This window comes from Pantoea wallisii, assembly GCF_002095485.1.
Taxonomy (GTDB): domain Bacteria; phylum Pseudomonadota; class Gammaproteobacteria; order Enterobacterales; family Enterobacteriaceae; genus Pantoea; species Pantoea wallisii.
This window is the reverse complement of sequence record NZ_MLFS01000006.1, coordinates 66525-86006: the sequence shown is the minus strand read 5'-3', so window position 1 is coordinate 86006 and position 19482 is coordinate 66525. Positions and strand designations below refer to the sequence as shown.

General features: G+C 54.4%; 22 protein-coding genes and 1 pseudogene. 11 read left to right on the top strand and 12 right to left on the bottom strand.

The features are described 5' to 3' along the window. Window positions 1-327: 327 nt before the first annotated feature. Window positions 328-810 carry an Hcp family type VI secretion system effector gene (locus tag HA48_RS03730; protein ID WP_128599841.1) on the bottom strand — a complete coding sequence of 161 codons (483 nt, stop codon included), beginning with the start codon at window positions 808-810 and terminating at the stop codon, window positions 328-330. 76 nt (window positions 811-886) lie between these two features. On the opposite strand from HA48_RS03730, the gene HA48_RS03725 reads away from it, so the two are divergent. Further along, window positions 887-1696 carry a DUF4225 domain-containing protein gene (locus tag HA48_RS03725; protein WP_128599840.1) on the top strand — a complete coding sequence of 270 codons (810 nt, stop codon included), beginning with the start codon at window positions 887-889 and terminating at the stop codon, window positions 1694-1696. Here the strand turns inward: HA48_RS03725 and HA48_RS03720 are convergent. Continuing rightward, a complete protein-coding gene (locus HA48_RS03720) occupies window positions 1693-2019 on the bottom strand; it encodes a hypothetical protein (protein WP_128599839.1) in 327 nt (108 codons plus the stop codon). The genes HA48_RS03725 and HA48_RS03720 overlap by 4 nt on opposite strands. Window positions 2020-2193: 174 nt before the next feature. Between HA48_RS03720 and HA48_RS03715 the strand changes: the two are divergent. Further along, window positions 2194-3313 (top strand): annotated as a pseudogene (locus tag HA48_RS03715) (IS3 family transposase). A 236-nt stretch (window positions 3314-3549) separates the two neighbouring features. On the opposite strand, the gene HA48_RS03710 reads toward HA48_RS03715, so the two are convergent. Beyond that, complete coding sequence (locus HA48_RS03710; RefSeq protein WP_128599837.1) at window positions 3550-4413, bottom strand: YicC/YloC family endoribonuclease; 864 nt, start codon at window positions 4411-4413, stop codon at window positions 3550-3552. 818 nt (window positions 4414-5231) lie between these two features. Here HA48_RS03710 and HA48_RS03705 point away from each other — a divergent pair. From HA48_RS03705 to pyrE, 5 genes are all read left to right on the top strand, one after another. Further along, window positions 5232-6107, top strand: a complete 876-nt coding sequence (locus HA48_RS03705) for a winged helix-turn-helix domain-containing protein (RefSeq protein WP_128599836.1) — start codon at window positions 5232-5234, stop codon at window positions 6105-6107. Next, window positions 6074-6580: a hypothetical protein gene (locus HA48_RS03700; RefSeq protein ID WP_128599835.1), complete on the top strand. Its 507-nt coding sequence runs from the start codon at window positions 6074-6076 to the stop codon at window positions 6578-6580. The genes HA48_RS03705 and HA48_RS03700 overlap by 34 nt, the downstream gene beginning before the upstream one ends. A gap of 198 nt (window positions 6581-6778) precedes the next feature. Next, window positions 6779-7222: a DUF3574 domain-containing protein gene (locus HA48_RS03695; protein ID WP_341864963.1), complete on the top strand. Its 444-nt coding sequence runs from the start codon at window positions 6779-6781 to the stop codon at window positions 7220-7222. Window positions 7223-7313: 91 nt separating this feature from the next. Further along, window positions 7314-8030, top strand: a complete 717-nt coding sequence (gene rph / locus HA48_RS03690; protein WP_128599834.1) for a ribonuclease PH — start codon at window positions 7314-7316, stop codon at window positions 8028-8030. Between the two features lie 50 nt (window positions 8031-8080). Then, the gene (pyrE, locus tag HA48_RS03685; RefSeq protein WP_128599833.1) at window positions 8081-8722 is read left to right on the top strand and encodes an orotate phosphoribosyltransferase; all 642 of its coding nucleotides are present in this window, start codon (window positions 8081-8083) and stop codon (window positions 8720-8722) included. Between the two features lie 50 nt (window positions 8723-8772). On the opposite strand, the gene slmA is transcribed toward pyrE, so the two are convergent. The 3 genes from slmA to coaBC form a co-directional block, all read right to left on the bottom strand. Then, entirely contained in the window at window positions 8773-9369 is a 597-nt protein-coding gene (gene slmA, locus HA48_RS03680; protein ID WP_128599832.1) for a nucleoid occlusion factor SlmA, read from the bottom strand. Between the two features lie 115 nt (window positions 9370-9484). Further along, complete coding sequence (dut, locus tag HA48_RS03675) at window positions 9485-9943, bottom strand: dUTP diphosphatase (RefSeq protein ID WP_128599831.1); 459 nt, start codon at window positions 9941-9943, stop codon at window positions 9485-9487. Then, the gene (gene coaBC / locus HA48_RS03670) at window positions 9921-11141 is read right to left on the bottom strand and encodes a bifunctional phosphopantothenoylcysteine decarboxylase/phosphopantothenate--cysteine ligase CoaBC (RefSeq protein ID WP_128599830.1); all 1221 of its coding nucleotides are present in this window, start codon (window positions 11139-11141) and stop codon (window positions 9921-9923) included. The genes dut and coaBC overlap by 23 nt, the downstream gene beginning before the upstream one ends. Window positions 11142-11330: 189 nt before the next feature. On the opposite strand from coaBC, the gene radC reads away from it, so the two are divergent. From radC to mutM, 4 genes are all read left to right on the top strand, one after another. Next, window positions 11331-11987 carry a RadC family protein gene (gene radC, locus HA48_RS03665; RefSeq protein WP_128599829.1) on the top strand — a complete coding sequence of 219 codons (657 nt, stop codon included), beginning with the start codon at window positions 11331-11333 and terminating at the stop codon, window positions 11985-11987. A gap of 243 nt (window positions 11988-12230) precedes the next feature. After that, window positions 12231-12467 (top strand): 50S ribosomal protein L28, encoded by a 237-nt coding sequence (gene rpmB, locus HA48_RS03660; protein WP_010616494.1) that lies wholly within the window; start codon window positions 12231-12233, stop codon window positions 12465-12467. A gap of 11 nt (window positions 12468-12478) precedes the next feature. After that, window positions 12479-12646 carry a 50S ribosomal protein L33 gene (gene rpmG / locus HA48_RS03655; RefSeq protein ID WP_001051798.1) on the top strand — a complete coding sequence of 56 codons (168 nt, stop codon included), beginning with the start codon at window positions 12479-12481 and terminating at the stop codon, window positions 12644-12646. Between the two features lie 70 nt (window positions 12647-12716). Continuing rightward, on the top strand, window positions 12717-13526 hold the full coding sequence (mutM, locus tag HA48_RS03650) for a bifunctional DNA-formamidopyrimidine glycosylase/DNA-(apurinic or apyrimidinic site) lyase (protein ID WP_128599828.1): 810 nt from the start codon (window positions 12717-12719) through the stop codon (window positions 13524-13526). Here the strand turns inward: mutM and coaD are convergent, their stop codons facing one another. The 6 genes from coaD to HA48_RS03620 all read right to left on the bottom strand — a co-directional run bounded on the left by coaD (window position 13527) and on the right by HA48_RS03620 (window position 19414). Beyond that, on the bottom strand, window positions 13527-14012 hold the full coding sequence (gene coaD, locus HA48_RS03645; RefSeq protein ID WP_128599827.1) for a pantetheine-phosphate adenylyltransferase: 486 nt from the start codon (window positions 14010-14012) through the stop codon (window positions 13527-13529). Beyond that, complete coding sequence (locus HA48_RS03640) at window positions 14009-14785, bottom strand: glycosyltransferase family 2 protein (protein ID WP_128599826.1); 777 nt, start codon at window positions 14783-14785, stop codon at window positions 14009-14011. The genes coaD and HA48_RS03640 overlap by 4 nt, the downstream gene beginning before the upstream one ends. Window positions 14786-14788: 3 nt before the next feature. Next, window positions 14789-16063, bottom strand: coding sequence for a lipid IV(A) 3-deoxy-D-manno-octulosonic acid transferase (gene waaA / locus HA48_RS03635; RefSeq protein ID WP_128599825.1), 1275 nt, complete (start codon window positions 16061-16063; stop codon window positions 14789-14791). A gap of 85 nt (window positions 16064-16148) precedes the next feature. Next, window positions 16149-17282, bottom strand: a complete 1134-nt coding sequence (locus HA48_RS03630; RefSeq protein WP_128599824.1) for a glycosyltransferase family 4 protein — start codon at window positions 17280-17282, stop codon at window positions 16149-16151. Continuing rightward, the gene (gene rfaQ, locus HA48_RS03625; protein ID WP_128599823.1) at window positions 17275-18351 is read right to left on the bottom strand and encodes a putative lipopolysaccharide heptosyltransferase III; all 1077 of its coding nucleotides are present in this window, start codon (window positions 18349-18351) and stop codon (window positions 17275-17277) included. The genes HA48_RS03630 and rfaQ overlap by 8 nt, the downstream gene beginning before the upstream one ends. Window positions 18352-18424: 73 nt before the next feature. Then, complete coding sequence (locus HA48_RS03620) at window positions 18425-19414, bottom strand: glycosyltransferase (RefSeq protein WP_128599822.1); 990 nt, start codon at window positions 19412-19414, stop codon at window positions 18425-18427. Window positions 19415-19482 lie beyond the last annotated feature (68 nt).

Here is a 19482-nt window from a genome sequence, read left to right as displayed (position 1 = left end):
CGAACGTCTGTACACCTGAGTTGGCACATAGCCGTATGGTTCCTGGTACAATAATCAAAAAAGTTCGAAACCTCAGATAGAGCTCTCTGCGGCAGTAGCTATAGCAAAGTCTGGACGATTTATCGCGTAGTCAGAACCTGCCTGTACCTCATAGACGGCGTGCGCTTTTTACCCAGCCAGATATTTTTTCCATTATGACACCGATTATCTCAGCATGTACGCCAATCTCTTGCCGTTTAAGCTGGCGTGAAACGTATCTGCCCAGCAGGATATGATGCTTACTTAAAAGCACTCCTGAGAGTGCCTGAAGAAATATAAATGTGAAAATCAGCTCTCTTTGTTCTCTTTTATATTCCAGCCTGATTGAGATTCAGCCCCTTTACCACCAGTTGAAGATTGCTCCCAATATTGTGTTTTGACTTTGGATGCCTGGAACTGGTAAGTCATGCCAATTGCCTCTCTTTGCGAGGAGCCATTGAAAATTGCATTAGTAATGATCACATCTTCCAGGGTGATACGACAGTATTCAACCTGACTACCTCCCGCTTTGCAGATTGATAGTTCGACTTTAGCAATATGCTTTCCGTTAGAAACATACCTCATTACAGCCGGGGTAGCCTTATCGATCGGCGCTTGTGCGCTAAGGTCAAGGTATCTTACTTTACCCGCTCCGCCACCACCGCCTACAGATATATTTCCAGGCTGACTCGCGCCCCACGTAAACGAATCAATATTGATCCAGCCAGTATGATTACTGTCCTTTGCCTCACCCGTGATGCCGTCAATTTTCAAGTAAATATCCGTGTTCATTAGAGCCTCCCCTTTTCGTTTTCGACTTGATCTGGTTAAATGTATTACTGGATCTATAATCGCACAGGGTTATGACATGGACAACTATCTTGACAACAGCAGATTCCTTAATTATTTCTTAGTTATGGCAAATGTTGAAGCTAATCAGCTAACTAGCCAAGCTAATTTTATCTCGGCTATTCACCTCAAGGATGGTTTTGCACGAGTACAGTTTCAAAATCAGATCCAACAATTTATTGATAATCAGCTTCATACTATTCGTAACTCTAAATCAGAAATAGAGTGCCAGGAATGTCTACAAAACCTGAAGATTGAACAAGACTATTTGTCAATTCAGGATCGTATGCTTAGAAGCGGTGAAGCTGTAGTCCATGCTTCAGTCGAACTGGTCAAGGGTTATCAGAACGAACTGGGATACATTATCAACGGCATAGGTGTAGTAACCGGAGCTTTTCAGGTTGTAACGGGAGTTGGACTCTTTGTAGCTTCTTTCGTAACAGGTAATGTTGTGGGGGCGGGTGCAGGGCTGTTCCTGGTTATGCACGGAGTTAACTCTGTTGAAGAGAGTGTTTATTCGCTGCTCGGAGAGCAGGAACATACCGGAATGGTTAAAGAGGGTTATATTGCCTCAGCTGAATTTCTTGGCTTTGATGCAACGATAGGGCGTGAAGCTTACACGGCAATGGATGTGGGACTTTCAGCATATGGCCTACTAAAGTTTACTGTTAAGCCTGATGCCTGGAGATTATTCAGAAATATACCCACTGACTACGCCCGTCACTTTAACAATATAAGCAAAGCCTCTCTGGCTTTAAAAATTGTTAGTAATGGGCCGAAATTGAAACTGATGTATGATCTTCATACTGGGGGAAATGAAAACAATTAAAAAGACTTTTTCCGCGATCTCATAAATTTCATTGCTTTATAGCCAAACCGCATTGGAATTAAAAATATTACTGATGCATATAAAAATATTGAAGCAATAGCAATGCCTGTAAAATGACCCTTTTCGTAGTTAATACCTGATATGATTAACACGACAGTCATCAAGGAAAATAAAAAGATTCCGGCATAAAATCTTTTTTTTAACTCTTCAAGAAGGGATGTAAAAGATTTATTATCTTTTTCAGCAAGTTTTTGAAGAATACTTACCTGGGATTCAGTAAATCCATGGGCTTTCAGATCTTCTTTAGTAATTAAATCTTTCATGATTTTAGCTCCTTCATCAATTTTTTAAATTATAACTCATCATAATCTACGAAGGAATTCATCTTTTTTAAATTTTATTAACATTTGTACTATGAAGCTATGATGTCCTGCTCCCTGTTGATTAATACACCGCGATGTTAGTAATGTATTCATAAGTCACATGAGGACATCCCCATGAAGAAGCGATTTCCGACGAACAGATCATCAGTATTCTCCGTGAGGCCGAAGCAGGAGTTTCAACCCGGGAACTCTGCCGCAAGCATGCTATTTCAGACGCTACCTTCTACACCTGGCGCAAGAAGTTTGGCGGCATGGAAGTCCCCGAAGTGAAGCGGCTCAAGTCACTTGAAGAAGAGAACGCCCGCCTCAGGATGCTGCCACCTGAAGCCATGCCGGATAAGGAGGCGCTTCAGGTGGCTCTGGGCCGAAAGTTCTGACGACAGACCAGAAGCGGGAGGCCGTAGAAGTCATGTGTGAGACAACTGGTCTGTCGCAACGCCGTGCCTGCAGGCTGGCTGGTCTGTCCCTTTCAACCTGCCGTTATTCGGCTCAGCGTCCGGCTGCTGACGCGCAACTGTCTCTGCGCATCACAGAGCTGGCACCTGAACGTCGCCGCTTTGGTTACCGGCGCATCTGGCAGTTATTGCGTCGTGAGGGCATTCACGTCAACCACAAGCGGGTTTACCGCATCTGTCACCTTAACGGTCTGGGTGTAAAACGCAGGCGACGCCGTAAGGGTCTGGCGACTGAGCGGCTTCCGCTTCTCCGCCCGGATGCGCCTAACCTGACATGGTCGATGGATTTTGTCATGGATGCACTTGCCAGCGGCCGCCGGATTAAGTGCCTGACCTGCGTGGATGATTTCATGAAGGAGCGTCTGACGATCTCCGCCGCTTTCGGTATTTCAGGCGTTCAGGTCGCGCGTATTCTGGAAAGCATCGCGCTGTTTCGTGGCTATCCGGCAACGATAAGAACCGATCAGGGCCCGGAATTTACCTGCCGTGCGCTCGATCAGTGGGCTTTTGAGCATGGCGTAGAACTGCGACTTATCCAGCCGGGTAAGCCAACACAGAACGGATTTATTGAGAGTTTTAACGGACGCTTTCGGGATGAATGCCTGAATGAGCGCTGGTTCAGCGATATTCTTCATACCCGGAAAATCATTAATGACTGGCGGCAGGACTATAACGAGTTCAGGCCTCATTCATCGCTGAATTACCAGACGCCGCTCGAATTTGCAGCATGCTGGCGAAACAGAAAACATGAAGAAAAACCAACCGACATTACTAACTGAGGTTGTATCTAATACTGGGGGCAGGTCACCCTTTGTGTGTAAAGAGTTACCATTTGTGGTGAGGAGTGGTTACGTATAACTCATGCATTTTGACTATTAAACGGAAACTACTTACCAATCCACTCTCCAAAAAATTGTGGATTTTGGTGGATAGATATGTTCGTTATTGGAAAATCAATTGCACAAAAAAGCCCATTTAACATGGGCTTATGGATTTTAGCGGATAGCGGTGGAAATTACTCAATGTTCTGAATCTGCTCACGCATCTGCTCAATCAGCACCTTCAGCTCAATGGCTGAAGCGGTAATCTCTGCATTGATCGATTTTGATCCCAGCGTGTTCGACTCGCGGTTGAACTCCTGCATCATAAAGTCGAGGCGGCGGCCAACGGCCTCTTTCTTCTTCAGGATGTTGTAGGTCTCTTTAACGTGCGCATCAAGACGATCCAGCTCTTCCGCCACATCAATACGCTGCGCCATCATCACCAGCTCCTGCTCAAGGCGATTATTCTCCAGCTGCACTTCGGCGTCTTCCAGCTTGCTCACCAGACGCTCACGTTGCCACTTCATCACTTCCGGCATCTGCGCGCGTACCTTACTCACTTCCTGCGTGACGCCCGCCAGACGCTGCTCAATCAGCGCCTTCAGGGCGTTGCCTTCCGTCTCACGCGCAATAATAAAGTCATCCAGTGCGCCATCCAGTGCGCTAAGCAGCTCCGCGTTGATGGCATCCAGATCCTGCTCCTGCGCGGTCATCACGCCCGGCCAGCGTAAAATATCCAGTGGATTGATGGCACCTTCATCGCTCTGCATCTTCACCCAGTTCGCCGCCTGCACCAGCTGCTTCGCCAGCGATTCATTAAGCTGAAGTTCGCCCTGGGCGCTGGGGTCAGCGTCAAAACGCAGGTTGCACTCAATCTTGCCGCGCGTCAGGCGATGACGAATACGCTCACGAATCACGGGTTCCAGGCTACGAAACTGCTCCGGCAGGCGGATATAGGTCTCCAGATAGCGCTGGTTAACCGAACGAAGCTCCCAGGCGGCGCTGCCCCAGCTGCCTTTGGCTTCGCGGCGGGCGTAGGCTGTCATACTGCGGATCATAATTTTGTACTCATCTCGTGAATGTTAATCCGATTATAGCGGTGCTCAGCCAGCCATGATAGGCATAACGTTTAGCCTTTATTTATGCTGCCTTTGTCATAACCTTGCTCTTTCCCCCGTTAATCCATTTATGTGAGTGGAATAATCAGTCTCCTGCATCGAATGTCAGTCACTGGAGGGGGCGTTGATAGCAGTGGGAGGGGAAAAGCTCTTTCCAGAAAATAATATGCGTTGAATTTATTTATAAAAAAATGAAAACATATTGTTGATTGTTTAATTTTATATTTTTAAATCTAATTCAGGAGCTTATCCAGGCCACTTTGTGGATGTTTTCTAATTATGCATGACAAGATGCTGTTTCTTTCGAAAGCCGATCTTTATCTTTTACACCCTTTAAAACGTAGTAGCGGAGTTATTTTTCCGAACCTTTGTCAGGATGAATTTTTAAAAGCGTCATCGTAATACACCCAATCAATTCTATTTGCAGGGTGCCGATGTCTTGCAGATAACGTTATCGCAATCGGGATCTGTCAAATGAAAAGAGATCATCTGATTATTGCACCAGGTTGGGTATCTCTTTGCGCGCAGAGTGAGTGCCGGCTGCAGGATAGGATAACGGTACGGTGGCCTTTAAAGGTGCAATCGTTGACGCCCCTTGCTCAATCAATCAGGTGCAGTTGAGCCATTCGTTTAACCGGGCAAAGAAATGTTGGTAGACGGTAACACCCCCGTTCTTGCACCGCTTCTCCTGTTCGCTTAAGGCGCGTCGGCAGTGTGTCGTTTTGCCTCTGTGGATCTGACGACAGACGGCGTTCAGCGTGGTGACGCCGCAGCGCATCGATCGTCGCAACATTTTATCTGACGTATCCCTGAGGTTGATGATGTGGAGGATTAATCAGCAGCTGATTTTTGATCCCAACGCGCGAGTACTAAAAAACGGCGACAACGTGCTGACGCTCAACGCCAGCGCCTCGCGCTGTCTGGCGCTTTTTTTACAGCATCCTGGTCAAATCATCACCCATGATGCACTGCTGGAAGAGAGCTGGCGCAGCCTGGGAGTGCACCTCACCGATAACTCGCTGCGTCAGATGCTCTCAATGCTGCGTAAACAGTTTTTGCAGCTCAGGGTAGAGGGGGAAATCTTTGTTACGGTGCATCGCCGGGGCTATCGCCTGCACGAAAACGTCGCGGTTGAGGTATGGCAGCATCCGTCGGCAGTTGAGCAAAGCGCGCCAGAGACACAGTATGCGACAGTGCCTGGCGTTAATACACCATCGGCGCAAACCGAAGCAGACAGCCCAAGGGTACCGCCACGCCGCCTTAGCCGCCTGACCATCATGCTCATGGGCATGCTGGCCGGAGCATTACTGGTATTCGTTCTGGCGCTGCTTGGTATGAAAGTAGTAGCGCTGCGCGATGTGGTGGCGGTCTCTTACAAACTGCACAGCCAGGAGGGCGATCTTAGCTGGTATGTGCAGCGGGAAGATAACCCGGACGATCAGAAAGCGGTGGAGCATAACATCCAACTGTTAACACGTCAGCTGGCCGCTATTGCCCAGCCGGATCCGGATGAACGCCATGTTTACATCAACCATACGCAGCTGACCGGCCGCTTTAGCTGGTTTATCTGTCATAACCTTATTGAACAGAGAGACGCATCATGCCGCTCGGTCACCATGCTCATCGCCGATTAACCCTGCTGTGGCAGGGCGGACTGGTAGCGCTGATGCTGATCCTGGCCGTAGAGCTGTACGCCCAGCTGGCGCGGCATCTGCCGCACTGCAGTGCGGATACTCTACTGATCACCTCAGAAGCCAATCGTATGGTGGTGGCCCGGGGTCACTGGAAAGTGCAGAACCGCATTCTGCACGCCACCGGCAACTACAGCGGCGTGATCAGTTATTACACGCCTGACCAGACGTTGCAGCGTCGTGAACCGGTGGATGTGTCATTTGAACTGAGTCATAGCTTATCTGGCGCGGCGTTACGCACGGAAACCACCGCAATCGCCTATAACATCGGTAATCGCGCAGATCCTGTGAGCATTGAGCGCTATATCTCTGCCGGCTTAGGACGCGGGCATGTGAATTATGGCTGGATATACCGCTTGCAGGATAAACGCTATGTAATCGGGAATAATGTTAATCCGTCGATTATATGTAGATGAATAATAAGTAACGATCGCGCTTTTCACTCTGGTATGTCTCTTCATCGTAGCCATATTCATGGTTAAGCCCGTTTGTACCGGACAGGGTAAATCCTGATGCCTTACAAAGCGTCCATTATTCGGATAATGAACAACTGAAGCAGCTTAAGGCAAAAATGATGTCAGAATGGCCCGTTGGCTTCTATGATGACAGGAGTGATGAAGACAACTTTTGAGGCGATGATGTTGATAAAGCTGGCGTTGCCGTTAGGCATCGCCCTGATACTGGCCGGCTGTCAGGCGCCTGCCGACTCCTCCTTTTCACACATTCCCCCCCATACGGCACCGGTTGCGGTATGCGGTTCCGGTGAGGTCATGATGCAAACCACGCTGTGGTTTGGTCTGAAACGTGCCAGCGGCGCGCCTGTCAGCCTGAATGAGTGGCAGCAGTTTGTGGCCGATGAAGTGACCCCGCGTTTTAACAATGACTACGTGATATACGACGGCAAAGCGCAGGGGGAGAACCGCAAAGCGCTGGTGATCGTTCATCAGCCGGATGTGCCCGGTTCTGAAACCATCAATGCACTACGTGAACGCTATAAAGCGCGGTTTGACCAGCAATCCGTTATGCGCGTAGATGGGCTGGTGTGCGTGGCGGTTTGATACACGGCGATACGGCACGCACGCGGGCAGGACAGCCGGGCGTGAAGTCCGTATAATGCGCAGCCAAACCTATGCAAGCCGGAGAGAAATCATGCGTCCAGCAGGCCGTAGCACTTCTGAAGTGCGTCCCGTTACCCTTACCCGTCACTTCACAAAACACGCGGAAGGCTCTGTCCTCGTTGAGTTCGGCGAAACCAAAGTGCTGTGCACCGCAACCGTAGAAGAGGGCGTACCGCGTTTTCTGAAAGGCAAGGGCCAGGGCTGGGTAACCGCAGAGTATGGCATGCTGCCGCGCTCAACCCACAGCCGTATGGCGCGTGAAGCAGCCAAAGGCAAGCAGGGCGGACGCACGCTGGAGATTCAGCGCCTGATTGCCCGTTCACTGCGTGCCGCGGTGGATCTGGAGGCGCTGGGTGAGTTCACCATCACACTGGATTGCGACGTGATTCAGGCCGATGGCGGCACCCGTACCGCATCCATCACCGGTGCCTGTGTGGCGCTGGCGGATGCGCTGAATGCGCTGGTTGCCGCAGGCAAACTGAAAGCGAACCCGATGAAGGGCATGGTCGCGGCGATCTCCGTGGGAATTGTCGCCGGTGAAGCGCTGTGCGATCTGGAGTATGTAGAGGACTCTGCGGCAGAAACCGACATGAACGTGGTGATGACGGAAGATGGCCGCATGATTGAGGTGCAGGGCACGGCGGAAGGCGAGCCGTTCAGCCATGATGAGCTCCTGCAGCTGCTGGCGCTGGCGCGAGGCGGCATTGAGCAGTTGATTCAGGCCCAGAAGGCAGCGTTAGCAAATTGATGTAACAAGGCGACCAGAGAGTCGCCTTTTCTTTATTTGAGGAGTGAGAGATGAAAGCCTGGCAGCGTCAGTTTATTGAATTCGCCCTGAACAAAGGGGTGCTGAAGTTTGGTGAGTTTACCCTGAAGTCCGGTCGTAAAAGCCCCTATTTTTTCAATGCGGGCCTGTTTAATAGCGGGCGCGATTTAGCGCTGCTGGGCCGCTTCTATGCGCAGGCGCTGGTTGATGGCGGCGTTGATTTTGACCTGCTGTTTGGCCCGGCCTACAAAGGCATCCCGATCGCCACCACGACCGCAGTAGCGTTGGCCGATCACCATGACCGCGATGTGCCGTACTGCTTCAACCGCAAAGAGGCGAAAGATCACGGAGAGGGCGGATTGCTGGTGGGCAGCCCGCTGCAGGGCAAAGTGATGCTGGTGGATGACGTGATCACCGCCGGCACGGCCATCCGGGAGTCGATGGATATTATCAGCGCCCACAACGCGACGCTGGCCGGCGTGCTGATCTCGCTGGACCGTCAGGAGCGCGGTCGTGGCGATATCTCCGCGATTCAGGAAGTGGAACGCGATTATCACTGCAAAGTGACAGCGATCATTACGCTGACGGACCTGATTGCGTATCTGGAAGAGAAACCGGAGATGGCCGATCATCTGGCGAAGGTACGCGCCTATCGCAAAGAGTACGGTATTTAAGTCTTCGCAGCGGTCGCCATGAATGGCGACCCTGGAGGCACGGCAAACCGTCAGACCAGCTGCGCGGCAATCAACGGCCAGCGGCTGTCAAAATCCGTGGTGGGACGATAGCGGAACTCCGAACGCACATAACGTGACAGCAAACCTTCACAGAAGGCCAGCAGCTGACTCGCCAGCAGCGTTTCGTCGCCCTGAAACCCTTCGCCGTCGCGCATCTTCTTCTCACGCATCACCTGACGCAGCTGCACCTCAATGCGTTCAAACAGCTGATTGATGCGGCCCTGCAGGCGATCCTGCTCAAACATCAGCGCATGGCCGGTCAAAATGCGCGTCAGTCCCGGATTACGCTCACCAAATCCCAGAATCAGCTGCACAATCAGGCGCAGGCGCGTCAGCGTCTCTTTTTCATCTTTAAGGATGAGATTGATGCGGGTAATCAGACTGTCTTCAATAAATTCGATCAGGCTGTCAAACATGCGCGTCTTGCTGGGAAAATGGCGGTATAACGCCGCTTCCGATACGCCGACGCTGGCTGCCAGCTTGGCGGTGGTAATACGCTGACTGCCATCACCCGACTCCAGCATCTGCGCCAGCGCCTGCAAAATCTCTTCGCGACGGTTCCGTTTCGCGGCTTTTTTTTCTGCCATGACCTTCAAGACCCCTGAAATTTACCAAAAACAGGCAATACTGCCTCATCTGCCACAGACAAAGCGGCCTGTGGCGACAAGAAATAAAAAGATGGCTAAGCGAAAAGTGGGCGTATTACTGACGGCCAGAGTGACCGAATCCGCCCGCACCGCGATCGCTGGTGTCGAAATCGTCCACCAGGTTAAATTCGGCCTGAACAACCGGCACAAATACCAGCTGTGCCAGGCGATCGCCCGGTTGCAGAGTAAAGCTGTCCTGACCACGGTTCCAGACAGAAACCATTAACTGGCCCTGATAATCGGAGTCGATCAGGCCAACCAGGTTGCCAAGCACAATACCGTGCTTATGGCCCAAACCAGAGCGCGGCAGAATCACCGCGGCCAGGCTCGGGTCAGCAATATGAATAGCCAGGCCGGTGGGCACCAGCGTGGTCATACCCGGCGCGATCTCCAGCGCGCCATCCAGGCAGGCGCGCAAATCAAGACCGGCGGAACCAGAGGTAGCGTACGTTGGTAAAGGGAACTCTTTGCCTACGCGCGCATCCAGAATTTTAACGTCGATTTTTTTCATCATAACGGCTGACAATCTCGTCTATTAATTGTTGGCCAAGGAGAGCCTTATCACTGAGCGGTAAGACTTTTTCTCCCTCCTGCCAAAAAAGGTGAAGAGCATTGGTGTCGCTATTGAAGCCCTGCCCGGCCTGCGCCACGTCGTTGGCACAAATCAGGTCCAGATTTTTCCGCACCCGTTTTTGCCGCGCGTATTCTTCCACATTCTGGGTTTCGGCGGCAAATCCCACGACATAAGGGCGTTTTTCGGGCAGTGCGGCAACGCCGGCGACAATATCCGGGTTCTTCACCAGCTGCAGCGTAACGTTATCGTCGTCACCCTGCTTTTTGATTTTTTCAGCGGCGATGTTTGCCGCCCGGTAGTCTGCCACGGCTGCGCTGGCAATGAAAATATGTTGTTGGCGGATTTGCGCCATCACCGCGGCTTCCATCTCCAGCGCGCTGTTAACGTCTACGCGCGTGACGCCGGCTGGCGTTGGCAGCATGACCGGGCCGGAAACCAGCGTAACAGTGGCGCCCCGTTTGGCCGCGGCTGCGGCAATCGCGTAACCCATTTTGCCGGAGCTGTGATTACTGATGTAGCGCACCGGGTCGAGCGCTTCACGGGTTGGACCGGCGGTGATCATAATGTTGAGATGTTGCAGATCGTTGACGGGGGCGGCCCACTCCAGCGCATGCGCCACAATCGCCAGCGGATCGAGCATGCGTCCCGGCCCGACATCGCCGCAGGCCTGGCTGCCGCTGTCTGGCCCCCAAATCAGTACGCCGCGCTGAGCCAGACGTTGCAGGTTCTCCTGCGTGATGGTCGCGCGGTACATCTGCTGGTTCATGGCGGGCACAATGGCTAACGGCGCATCGCTGGCGAGGCAGGCGGTGGTCACCAGGTCGTTCGCCATACCGGCAGTCACGCGCGCAATCAGGTCCGCGCTGGCAGGCGCAAGTACAATCAAATCGGCCCATTTCGCCAGCTCGATATGGCCCATAGCCGCTTCGGCTGCCGGGTCGAGCAGGTTATCAAACACCGGATAGCCGGAAACCGCCTGCAGGCTCAGTGGCGTAATAAACGCTTTTGCCGCTTCCGTCATCATGACCCGTACCTCGGCGCCGCGATCGCGCAGGCGGCGCACCAGCTCTGGCGCTTTATAGGCAGCGATACCGCCGCTCACGCCCAGCAGAATTTTTTTTCCGGCTAATCCCATCATGTTGTTCGCCTCAACTGAAAGCAGAGTGCCGCCTCAGACGCGGCAGAGGTGGCAACTTTACCATAAAATCACTACCCCGCCTTTTCACTGCCTGCGCCCTTTGCGAGGCGGCTCTGAAATTCATCATACGTCGCTGGTGCAGCGGAAACGCCAGGCGCACAATCGCCGCACCACAGGGAGGAAACCATCATGACGGAACTGGCACCACGGGAAAAACTGATGCTGATGGGGGCTGAGACATTAAGCGATGCGGAGCTGCTGGCGATCTTTCTGCGCACCGGTGTGTGCGGCACCAGCGTCATGATGCTGGCGCGACAGATGCTGAATGAGTTCGGTTCGCTGTACCGCATCATGACTGCCAGCAAAGAGGAGCTGGCGCAGATTAAAGGTGTCGGCAGCGCCAAAATGACCCAGCTCTATGCCATTGCTGAACTGGGGCGACGCTTCTTTGCCAGCCAGCTGGCGCGGGAAAATGTGATGGAGAATCCGCAGGTGACGCGCCATTACCTGCAAAGCGTGCTGGCCCATCAGGAGCGCGAAATTTTTATGGCGCTGTTTCTGGATAACCAGCACCGGGTGTTACAGGCGCAGAAGATGTTCTCCGGGTCGATTGCCAGCGTGGAGGTGCACCCGCGTGAGATCGTGCGCGAAGCCCTGAAACTCAACGCCGCCGCGGTGATTCTGGCGCACAATCACCCTTCGGGGCTGGCGGAGCCGAGCCGCGCTGACCGCGAAATTACCGTCAGGGTAGCGCAGGCCTGCGCCCTGCTGAATATCCGTTTATTAGATCATCTGGTGATTGGCCACGGCGAGTTTACCTCTTTTGCCGAGCGCGGCTGGCTGTAATTTACGGCACCAGACGGGCACAAATGCGGCGTTTTTACGCGATCCGGAGGGATCTTTATTTGTTCGGGACTTGAGCACTCGGGCTGAGCGGCGTATACTACGCCACCTTTGAGAATCTCGGGTTTGGCGTTTGGGCCAGCTTAGCGGGTTCACATGGAACTCGCCTGGGCGGGCTAAGGCCTGACGAGGCGGCCAAAACCTAGTTTTTAAAGCTCGAGCTGATTTGATTTTTGGAGAATAGAAATGTCACGAGTCTGCCAGGTAACTGGAAAGCGTCCGGTGACCGGTAACAACCGTTCCCACGCAATGAACGCGACGAAACGCCGTTTCCTGCCGAACCTGCACTCTCACCGTTTCTGGGTTGAGAGCGAAAAGCGCTTCGTTACTCTGCGTGTATCTGCTAAAGGTATGCGTGTTATTGATAAAAAGGGCATCGATACGGTTCTGGCCGAAATCCGCGCCCGTGGTGAGAAGTACTAAGGAACTGAATCATGGCTAAAGGTATTCGTGAGAAGATCAAGCTGGTTTCCTCTGCTGGTACAGGTCACTTCTATACCACCACGAAGAACAAACGTACTAAACCTGAGAAACTGGAACTGAAAAAGTTCGATCCGGTTGTACGTCAGCACGTGATCTACAAAGAAGCTAAAATTAAGTAATTTTAGTATTCTTGCGAAAAACCCGGCTCCGGCCGGGTTTTTTGTTTCCGCGCGACGTTGAGGAGATGAGATGCCTGAATTACCTGAGGTAGAGACCAGCCGACGCGGTATTGAACCTCACCTGGTGGGTGAAACCATCCTGCACGCCATTGTGCGCAATCCGCGTCTGCGCTGGCCGGTTTCCCATGAAATCCACACGCTAAGCGATCAGCCTGTTATCAGCGTTCAGCGTCGTGCCAAATATCTGCTGCTGGAGTTGCCGCACGGCTGGATTATCATCCACCTGGGTATGTCCGGCAGCCTGCGCGTCTTGCCGGGCGAACAGCCTGCAGCAAAACACGACCACGTCGATTTGGTAATGAGTAACGGCAAAGTGCTGCGCTACACCGATCCGCGTCGCTTTGGCGCCTGGCTGTGGGCGCCTGACCTGGCGGGCAGCAGCGTGCTGGCGCATCTGGGGCCCGAGCCGCTCAGCGAAGCGTTTAACGGCGCTATGCTGTTTGAGAAGTCGCGTGGCAAACGCACAGTAATTAAACAGTGGCTGATGGATAACAAAGTGGTGGTGGGGGTTGGCAACATTTACGCCAGCGAGTCGCTGTTTACCGCCGGGATCTTGCCCGATCGTCCGGCGCAGAGCCTGAGCGAAGAGGAAGCGGAGCTGCTCGCGAACACCATCAAAGCGGTATTGTTGCGCTCAATTGAGCAGGGCGGTACCACGCTACGCGATTTTATGCAGACTGATGGTAAGCCGGGCTACTTCGCGCAGGAGCTGCAGGTTTACGGCCGGGCGGGTGAAGCCTGTCGCGCCTGCGGGACGCCGATTGTCAGCGGTAAGCATGGCCAGCGCAGTACATTCTGGTGTCCGCGCTGCCAGCACTGATTACGGCTGGGCCAGTTTTACCAGCAGCGCCTGATGTACGACGGCAGGCAGAAATGCCTGCACATCGCCCTGATGGCGCGCCACCTCTTTTACCAGCGATGAAGAGACGAACGAGAAACCTTCGGACGGCATCAGAAATACGCTTTCCAGCGTCGGCAGCAGATGACGGTTCATATGCGCCAGCTGCAGCTCATACTCAAAATCCGATACTGCGCGCAGACCGCGTACCAGCACATTGGCACCCTGCGCCTGCGCAAAGTTTGCCATCAGATCGCTAAAACCCACCACCTCAACATTCGGCAGATGCGCCGTTACCTGACGCGCCAGATCCACACGCTCATCCAGACTGAACAGCGGCTTTTTACTCGGGCTGGCGGCAATCGCCAGTACCATGCGGTCAAACATCTTCGCCGCACGCGTAACGATATCCAGATGTCCCAGCGTGATGGGATCAAACGTGCCAGGGTAAATCGCTTTTGTGCTCATACGCGGCCTTGAGTTGAGGTGTGATGCAGCGCCCAGAGCGCCGAATATTTATTGAACGTGTACTGCGCGTTAACCACCGCCAGAATCCAGCCCTGCTTACCATCAAGAAAGCCGGCGCGCAGCAGCAGCGTTTTCAGAAATGCCCCGATCGTATGGCTAAAAATCGAGAGAAGCCCGCAGCGTTTACCGCGCTGAAACCGCTCCTGCGCCCAGGCTTCGGCGTAATTCATCTGTTTACGCTGAAAGGCGATCAGGTCACGGCAGGTAAGGTGCTGTAGATCCCCCGGCAGCGCCACCACCGGCGCACCCTGAGTGTCCAGTGACTCATGCACCAGGTTGTCGTTGTAGCGGAGATGACGCGGATAGAGGCGCATTACGCGGTCCGGATACCAGCCGCTGTGGCGCATAAAGCGGCCCAGGAACAGGTTGCTGCGGCCAAGGCTGTAGACGGTATCGGAAGGCGGCTGCGCCAGCACCTGTTCAATGGCGCGGCGCAGTTCGGGCGTTACGCGCTCGTCGGCGTCAATCATTAAGATCATGTCGCCCGTGGCAAACGCCTGTGCACGCTGGCGCTGTATGCCAAAGCCGGCCCAGGCGTCTGCCTGATAGACCTGTGCACCCCGGGTGCGCGCCACCTCGGATGTTGCATCCTGGCTGCCGGCGTCCAGCAGCACAATTTCATCGGCCCAGCTTACGGAAGCCAGCGCCTCCGGAAGCAGTTCCGCTTCGTTTTTGGCGATCATCACCACGGAGAGGCGTTGGCGTTGTGACATACGTTAGTGAGCTCGTGGCGGTAAATGCGGTTCGAGTAACTGAAGCAGACGCTGAAGCGCGCCCTGATTCTGGTGCAGCACTTCTACAGCATGACGGCCGTAGTAGCGGCGATAGTCGTCATCCTGCAGCAGGTTGGCGACCTCTTTCTCCAGTGAAGCTTCATCTGTTACGGTGATCAGGCCTTCTGCCTGCTGTAATTTGGCGCAGATATCTTTGAAGTTCCAGATATGCGGGCCCATCAGCACCGGGATGGCATGCGCCGCCGGCTCCAGCGGATTGTGACCGCCGCGTTCAACCAGGCTGCCGCCAACAAAGGCGATATCGGCAATTCCGTACAGCAGCATCAGCTCACCCATGGTATCGCCAATAACGACCTGCGTAGCGCTGGACGGAATCTCACCGCTGCTGCGTAGCGTAAAGCTGAACCCGCGTTTTTGCGTCAGATCGCAGGCATCTTTGAAACGTTCAGGATGGCGTGGCACCAGAATCAGCAGCAGATCGGGAAATTGCTGTAGCAGGCGGCGATGCGCATCCAGCACAATCGCCTCTTCGCCCTCATGGGTACTGGTGGCGATCCACACCTGACGACGTGAAGCCCACTGACGACGCAGCGTCACGGCGCGGGCTGCCAGCTCTGGCGTAACCGAAATATCGAATTTGAGGCTACCGGTGACGGCCAGATGCGAGCGCTTCAGGCCGAGGCTGAGGAAACGGTCGCCATCTTCGGCATTCTGCGCGGCAATCAGCGTGATGCGTTGCAGCAGATCGCGCATAAAGCCGCCAAGCTTGCTGTACCCCTTCGCGGAGCGTTCGGAAAGACGCGCGTTCGCGATAACCAGGGGAATCTGTCGCTGGTGCAGAATACGGATGATATTCGGCCACAGCTCGGTCTCCATGATGATCACCAGACGTGGGTTGACGGTATCAAGGAAACGGTTAATTGAGCCGGGCAAATCATAGGGCAGATAGACGTGATGCACGTCTTTACCAAACGCGGACTGTGCGCGTTCAGAGCCGGTCGGCGTCATGGTTGTGACGGTGATCGGCAGCATTGGATAGCGATGGCGCAGCGCGCGCACCAGTGGCACAGCAGCCAGGGTTTCGCCGACGGAAACCGAGTGCAGCACAATGCCGTGCGGCTCCACTTTACCGGTGCAATAACCGTAGCGTTCCGCCCAGCGTTTACGGTAGGCCGGTGCTTTTCGACCGCGCAGCCACAGGCGCAGCCAGATCAGTGGCTGAATCAGATAGAGCAGGGCGGTGTATAGAGTCGTCATAGTTACCGTTACGACACAATCGCGTCAAAAAACACATGAAAGGCGGCATATTAGCAGAAATCCCCCCTCTGCTCATACCACTTCGTCAGCCGGTTTTCAGCACCTGCTGGTAAAGCGAGGTCAGCGCCTGCGCCAGACGTTGCGGGCTGTAAGGCTCAACTCTGCGCCGCGCCGCTTCGCCCATCGCGGCGTGCTGTGAAAGCGCCGGTGTGGCACTGACGGCTTCGTTTAACGCATTGATATCCAGTGCATCGCAGACAAATCCCTCCTGACCCTGCCGGATAAACTCCGCGCCCCCACAGCCCGTGCTGGTGATGACGGCCAGGCCACAGGCCATCGCTTCCAGCACCACATTGGGAAACGGATCGTACAGCGTCGGCAGCAGCAGCGCATCGGCGGCGTGATAGAACGGCTGCACATCCTGCTGCACGCCCACAAAGCGCAAACGGTCAAGGCAGTTGAGCTGGTTCGCCAATTGCTGATAGCGAGATAGCTGCTTATCCTGGCCGACCACTATCAGGTAGCGATCGCTCTTTGCTACCGCTTCAATCGCCGCTTTCAGGCCCTTACGCTCAAAGCCGGAACCGACATAGATCATCACGGTAGCCGTCTGCGGCAGCGTTAGCTGCTGGCGTGCTGCATGGCGCAGCGCTTCGGTTGCAGGCTGAAAACGCTGGCTATCAATCGCGTTGTGAATGACATGGATCTTGCTGGCTTCAAGCGTGAAGTTGCGCAGAATGTCCTGCTTCACCATTTCAGAGTTACAGATCACGGCTTTTAGCGAGGGCGCATTAAACATCTCCGCTTCAGCCTGCAGAACATAGCGGTGATACGGGCTGAGACGGGCGCTCAACCGCTGCCACGGCGAAACAATGCGCGCGCGCTGCTCCAGCCACACGCGATGCACGCCATCGCCGGCACGGAAAATATCGCAGCCGGCGATGCGCTCATGGCTCTGTACGATATCGAACTGCTCGCGCTCCCAGCAGGCACGCGCTGCGCGGGCAAAACCACGCTCGCGCGAGATGCGCCCCAGCTTAGCCGGATTGCAGATGTGCAGATGCCAGGCCGGGTTTGGCGTGCCCTGCCAGCTGCGGGTAATGATGTTGAGATCGAGCTGCTCGCTGTCCAGTGCTTCCAGCGCCCGTGAAATAAAGCGTTCAGCACCGCCGTCCGGGCGATACTTCTGCCGGACAATCGCCAGGCGTAACTTAGTCATGCAAAAGGCTCCTTGCGGCGGCAAGCACATCCTCAACCGGAATGGCGGACAGATAGCGCCGATCGGTTTTGGTATCAATCGAGTCCGGTGCGGGCAGCGGGGCGTAGTCGCCCGCCCAAATCACGCGGTTATTGTCGCCCCAGGGACGCCAGTGCTGCAGCTTGGTCGGGCCGAACAGCGCAAGGCATGGCGTATCCAGCGCGGCTGCCATGTGCATCGGCGCCGAGTCTACCCCGATAAACAGCTGTGCAGCATCAATCAATGCCGCCAGCTGCGGCAGAGAGAGCTGGCCCGCCAGCGAGATCACATTCGGGCTGCGGCACAGCGATTGAATATGGCGGATCATCGCCATCTCATGCGGGTCGGGCGCGGCGGTCAGAACGAGCGTGTGCCCGCCGGCAGCCAGCGCATCGATCAGCTGCGCCATCTTCTCATCTTCCCAGCATTTGAATACCCAGCGTGATGTTGGCTGCAACACCACAAAGGGGCCGTTGATGTGGGCTTCAGACAGCAGCTGCTGAACTTTTTGCCGGTCGGGTTCGCTGAAGTGCATCGACGCTTTGGCTCCGTCGGCAGAGATGCCAAGCGGCAACAGCGCGCTCATGTTCTGTTCAACGGTATGAAGCGAGTGATGATCGGTAGTGGGCACCTGCTGGTTGTGACACCAGCGCCAGAACGCGTTATCACGTTTCGCAAAGGCGAAGCCGATACGCACCGGGGCGCCCGACAGGCCAGTGATAATGGCACTGCGCCACTGGTCGGCAAGATTAATGACCACGTCATAGCGGCAGGCGCGAACGGCGCTAATCAGCGCCATTTCATGGCGGAACTTCTGCCAGCCGCCCTCTTTTTTCCAGTTACGGTCAATGATATGCAACTGACGAATCGCCGGATGCGCTTCCAGCATCGGGCGCGTCTCTTTATATAGCAGCACATCAATATTGGCCTGCGGATAGCGCTGGCGCAGGGCATTGATGACCGGCGTGGTCAGCAGCATATCGCCATGGTGGCGCAGCTTTATCAGCAGAATATTTTGCGGTACGAATTGGGCTGGAATCGGGCTTGCCATACTCAAATGATCTCAAAATTCAGTGAGCTGATTGTAGGGCAAACCCCTGAGGGGTGAAAGCCGGGCCTGGCGCTTATTTGTTGCGCCAGCGATACAGGCGGCTCAGCCATAGCAGCAGTTGATACCACTGACGGATGCCCCGGGCGTTGCGCAGCATGCGCTTATGAGTTTGTGTGGCGAAGAGTTCAGCGATCATTGCCCGGCGTGCGTCGGCGTCCGGCTCACGGCGGATCGAATGGCAGACGCTCAGCGCTTCCCGCGTCACCTGATAGTGAAAGGAGGGATAGATTTTCACGACATGGCGGTAGCGCGTGTTGATCTCCTCCAGCATCTGCGCAATTTTCAGGTAGTGACGCTGATACTCCACATTACGCTGGCCGGTGCGTTTGCGATTGCTGATTGAAGCATCATGCAGGTAATAGCGATACAGCATGCGGTCGGTATAGCGCACTCTTTGTGCGTTGAGCATCAGTTCGGTGGTCCACGGGATGTCCTGATGATGCAGGCCCGGCTCAAAACGCAGGTTAATCCTATCTATCAGCGCCCGGCGATAAATCCCCAGCCAGACAACATGCATGTATCGATGCGTTTGCAGCGCCTGATTGAGCCAGTCCGGGCCACTAAGCACGCCTGTGCTGGTCAGGCGCTCAAGCGGAATGAGCGGTTTGGTGCTCTGGCTGGCCTGAAAAAACCACTCAGCGTTGCACTGGGCAACATCAAGATTATCGCGCTCTGCCATTTCGGTCAGCGTCTGATACATCTCCGCATCCAGCGTATCGTCAGCATCCGGAAACGTGACGTATTTGCCCCGGGCCGCCGCCAGCCCGGCGTTGCGCGCGCGTGAGACGCCACCGTTAGCCTGATGGATAACCTGAATGTGCGGATAGCGCTGCGCATACTCATCGGCACGCGCACCGGAGCCATCGGTAGAGCCATCATCGACGATGATGATCTCAAGCGACGTCAGGGTTTGCGCCAGCAGCGACTGCATAAATGTCTCAAACATTGCACCGGCATTAAACATCGGCGTGATGATCGAGAGCAGGGGAACATTAGATGACATAGCTCAGCAGGATTAATCATTTTTTAATAAATTTCTGGCTGAATTATTGCCAGCTGATTCAGAACTTT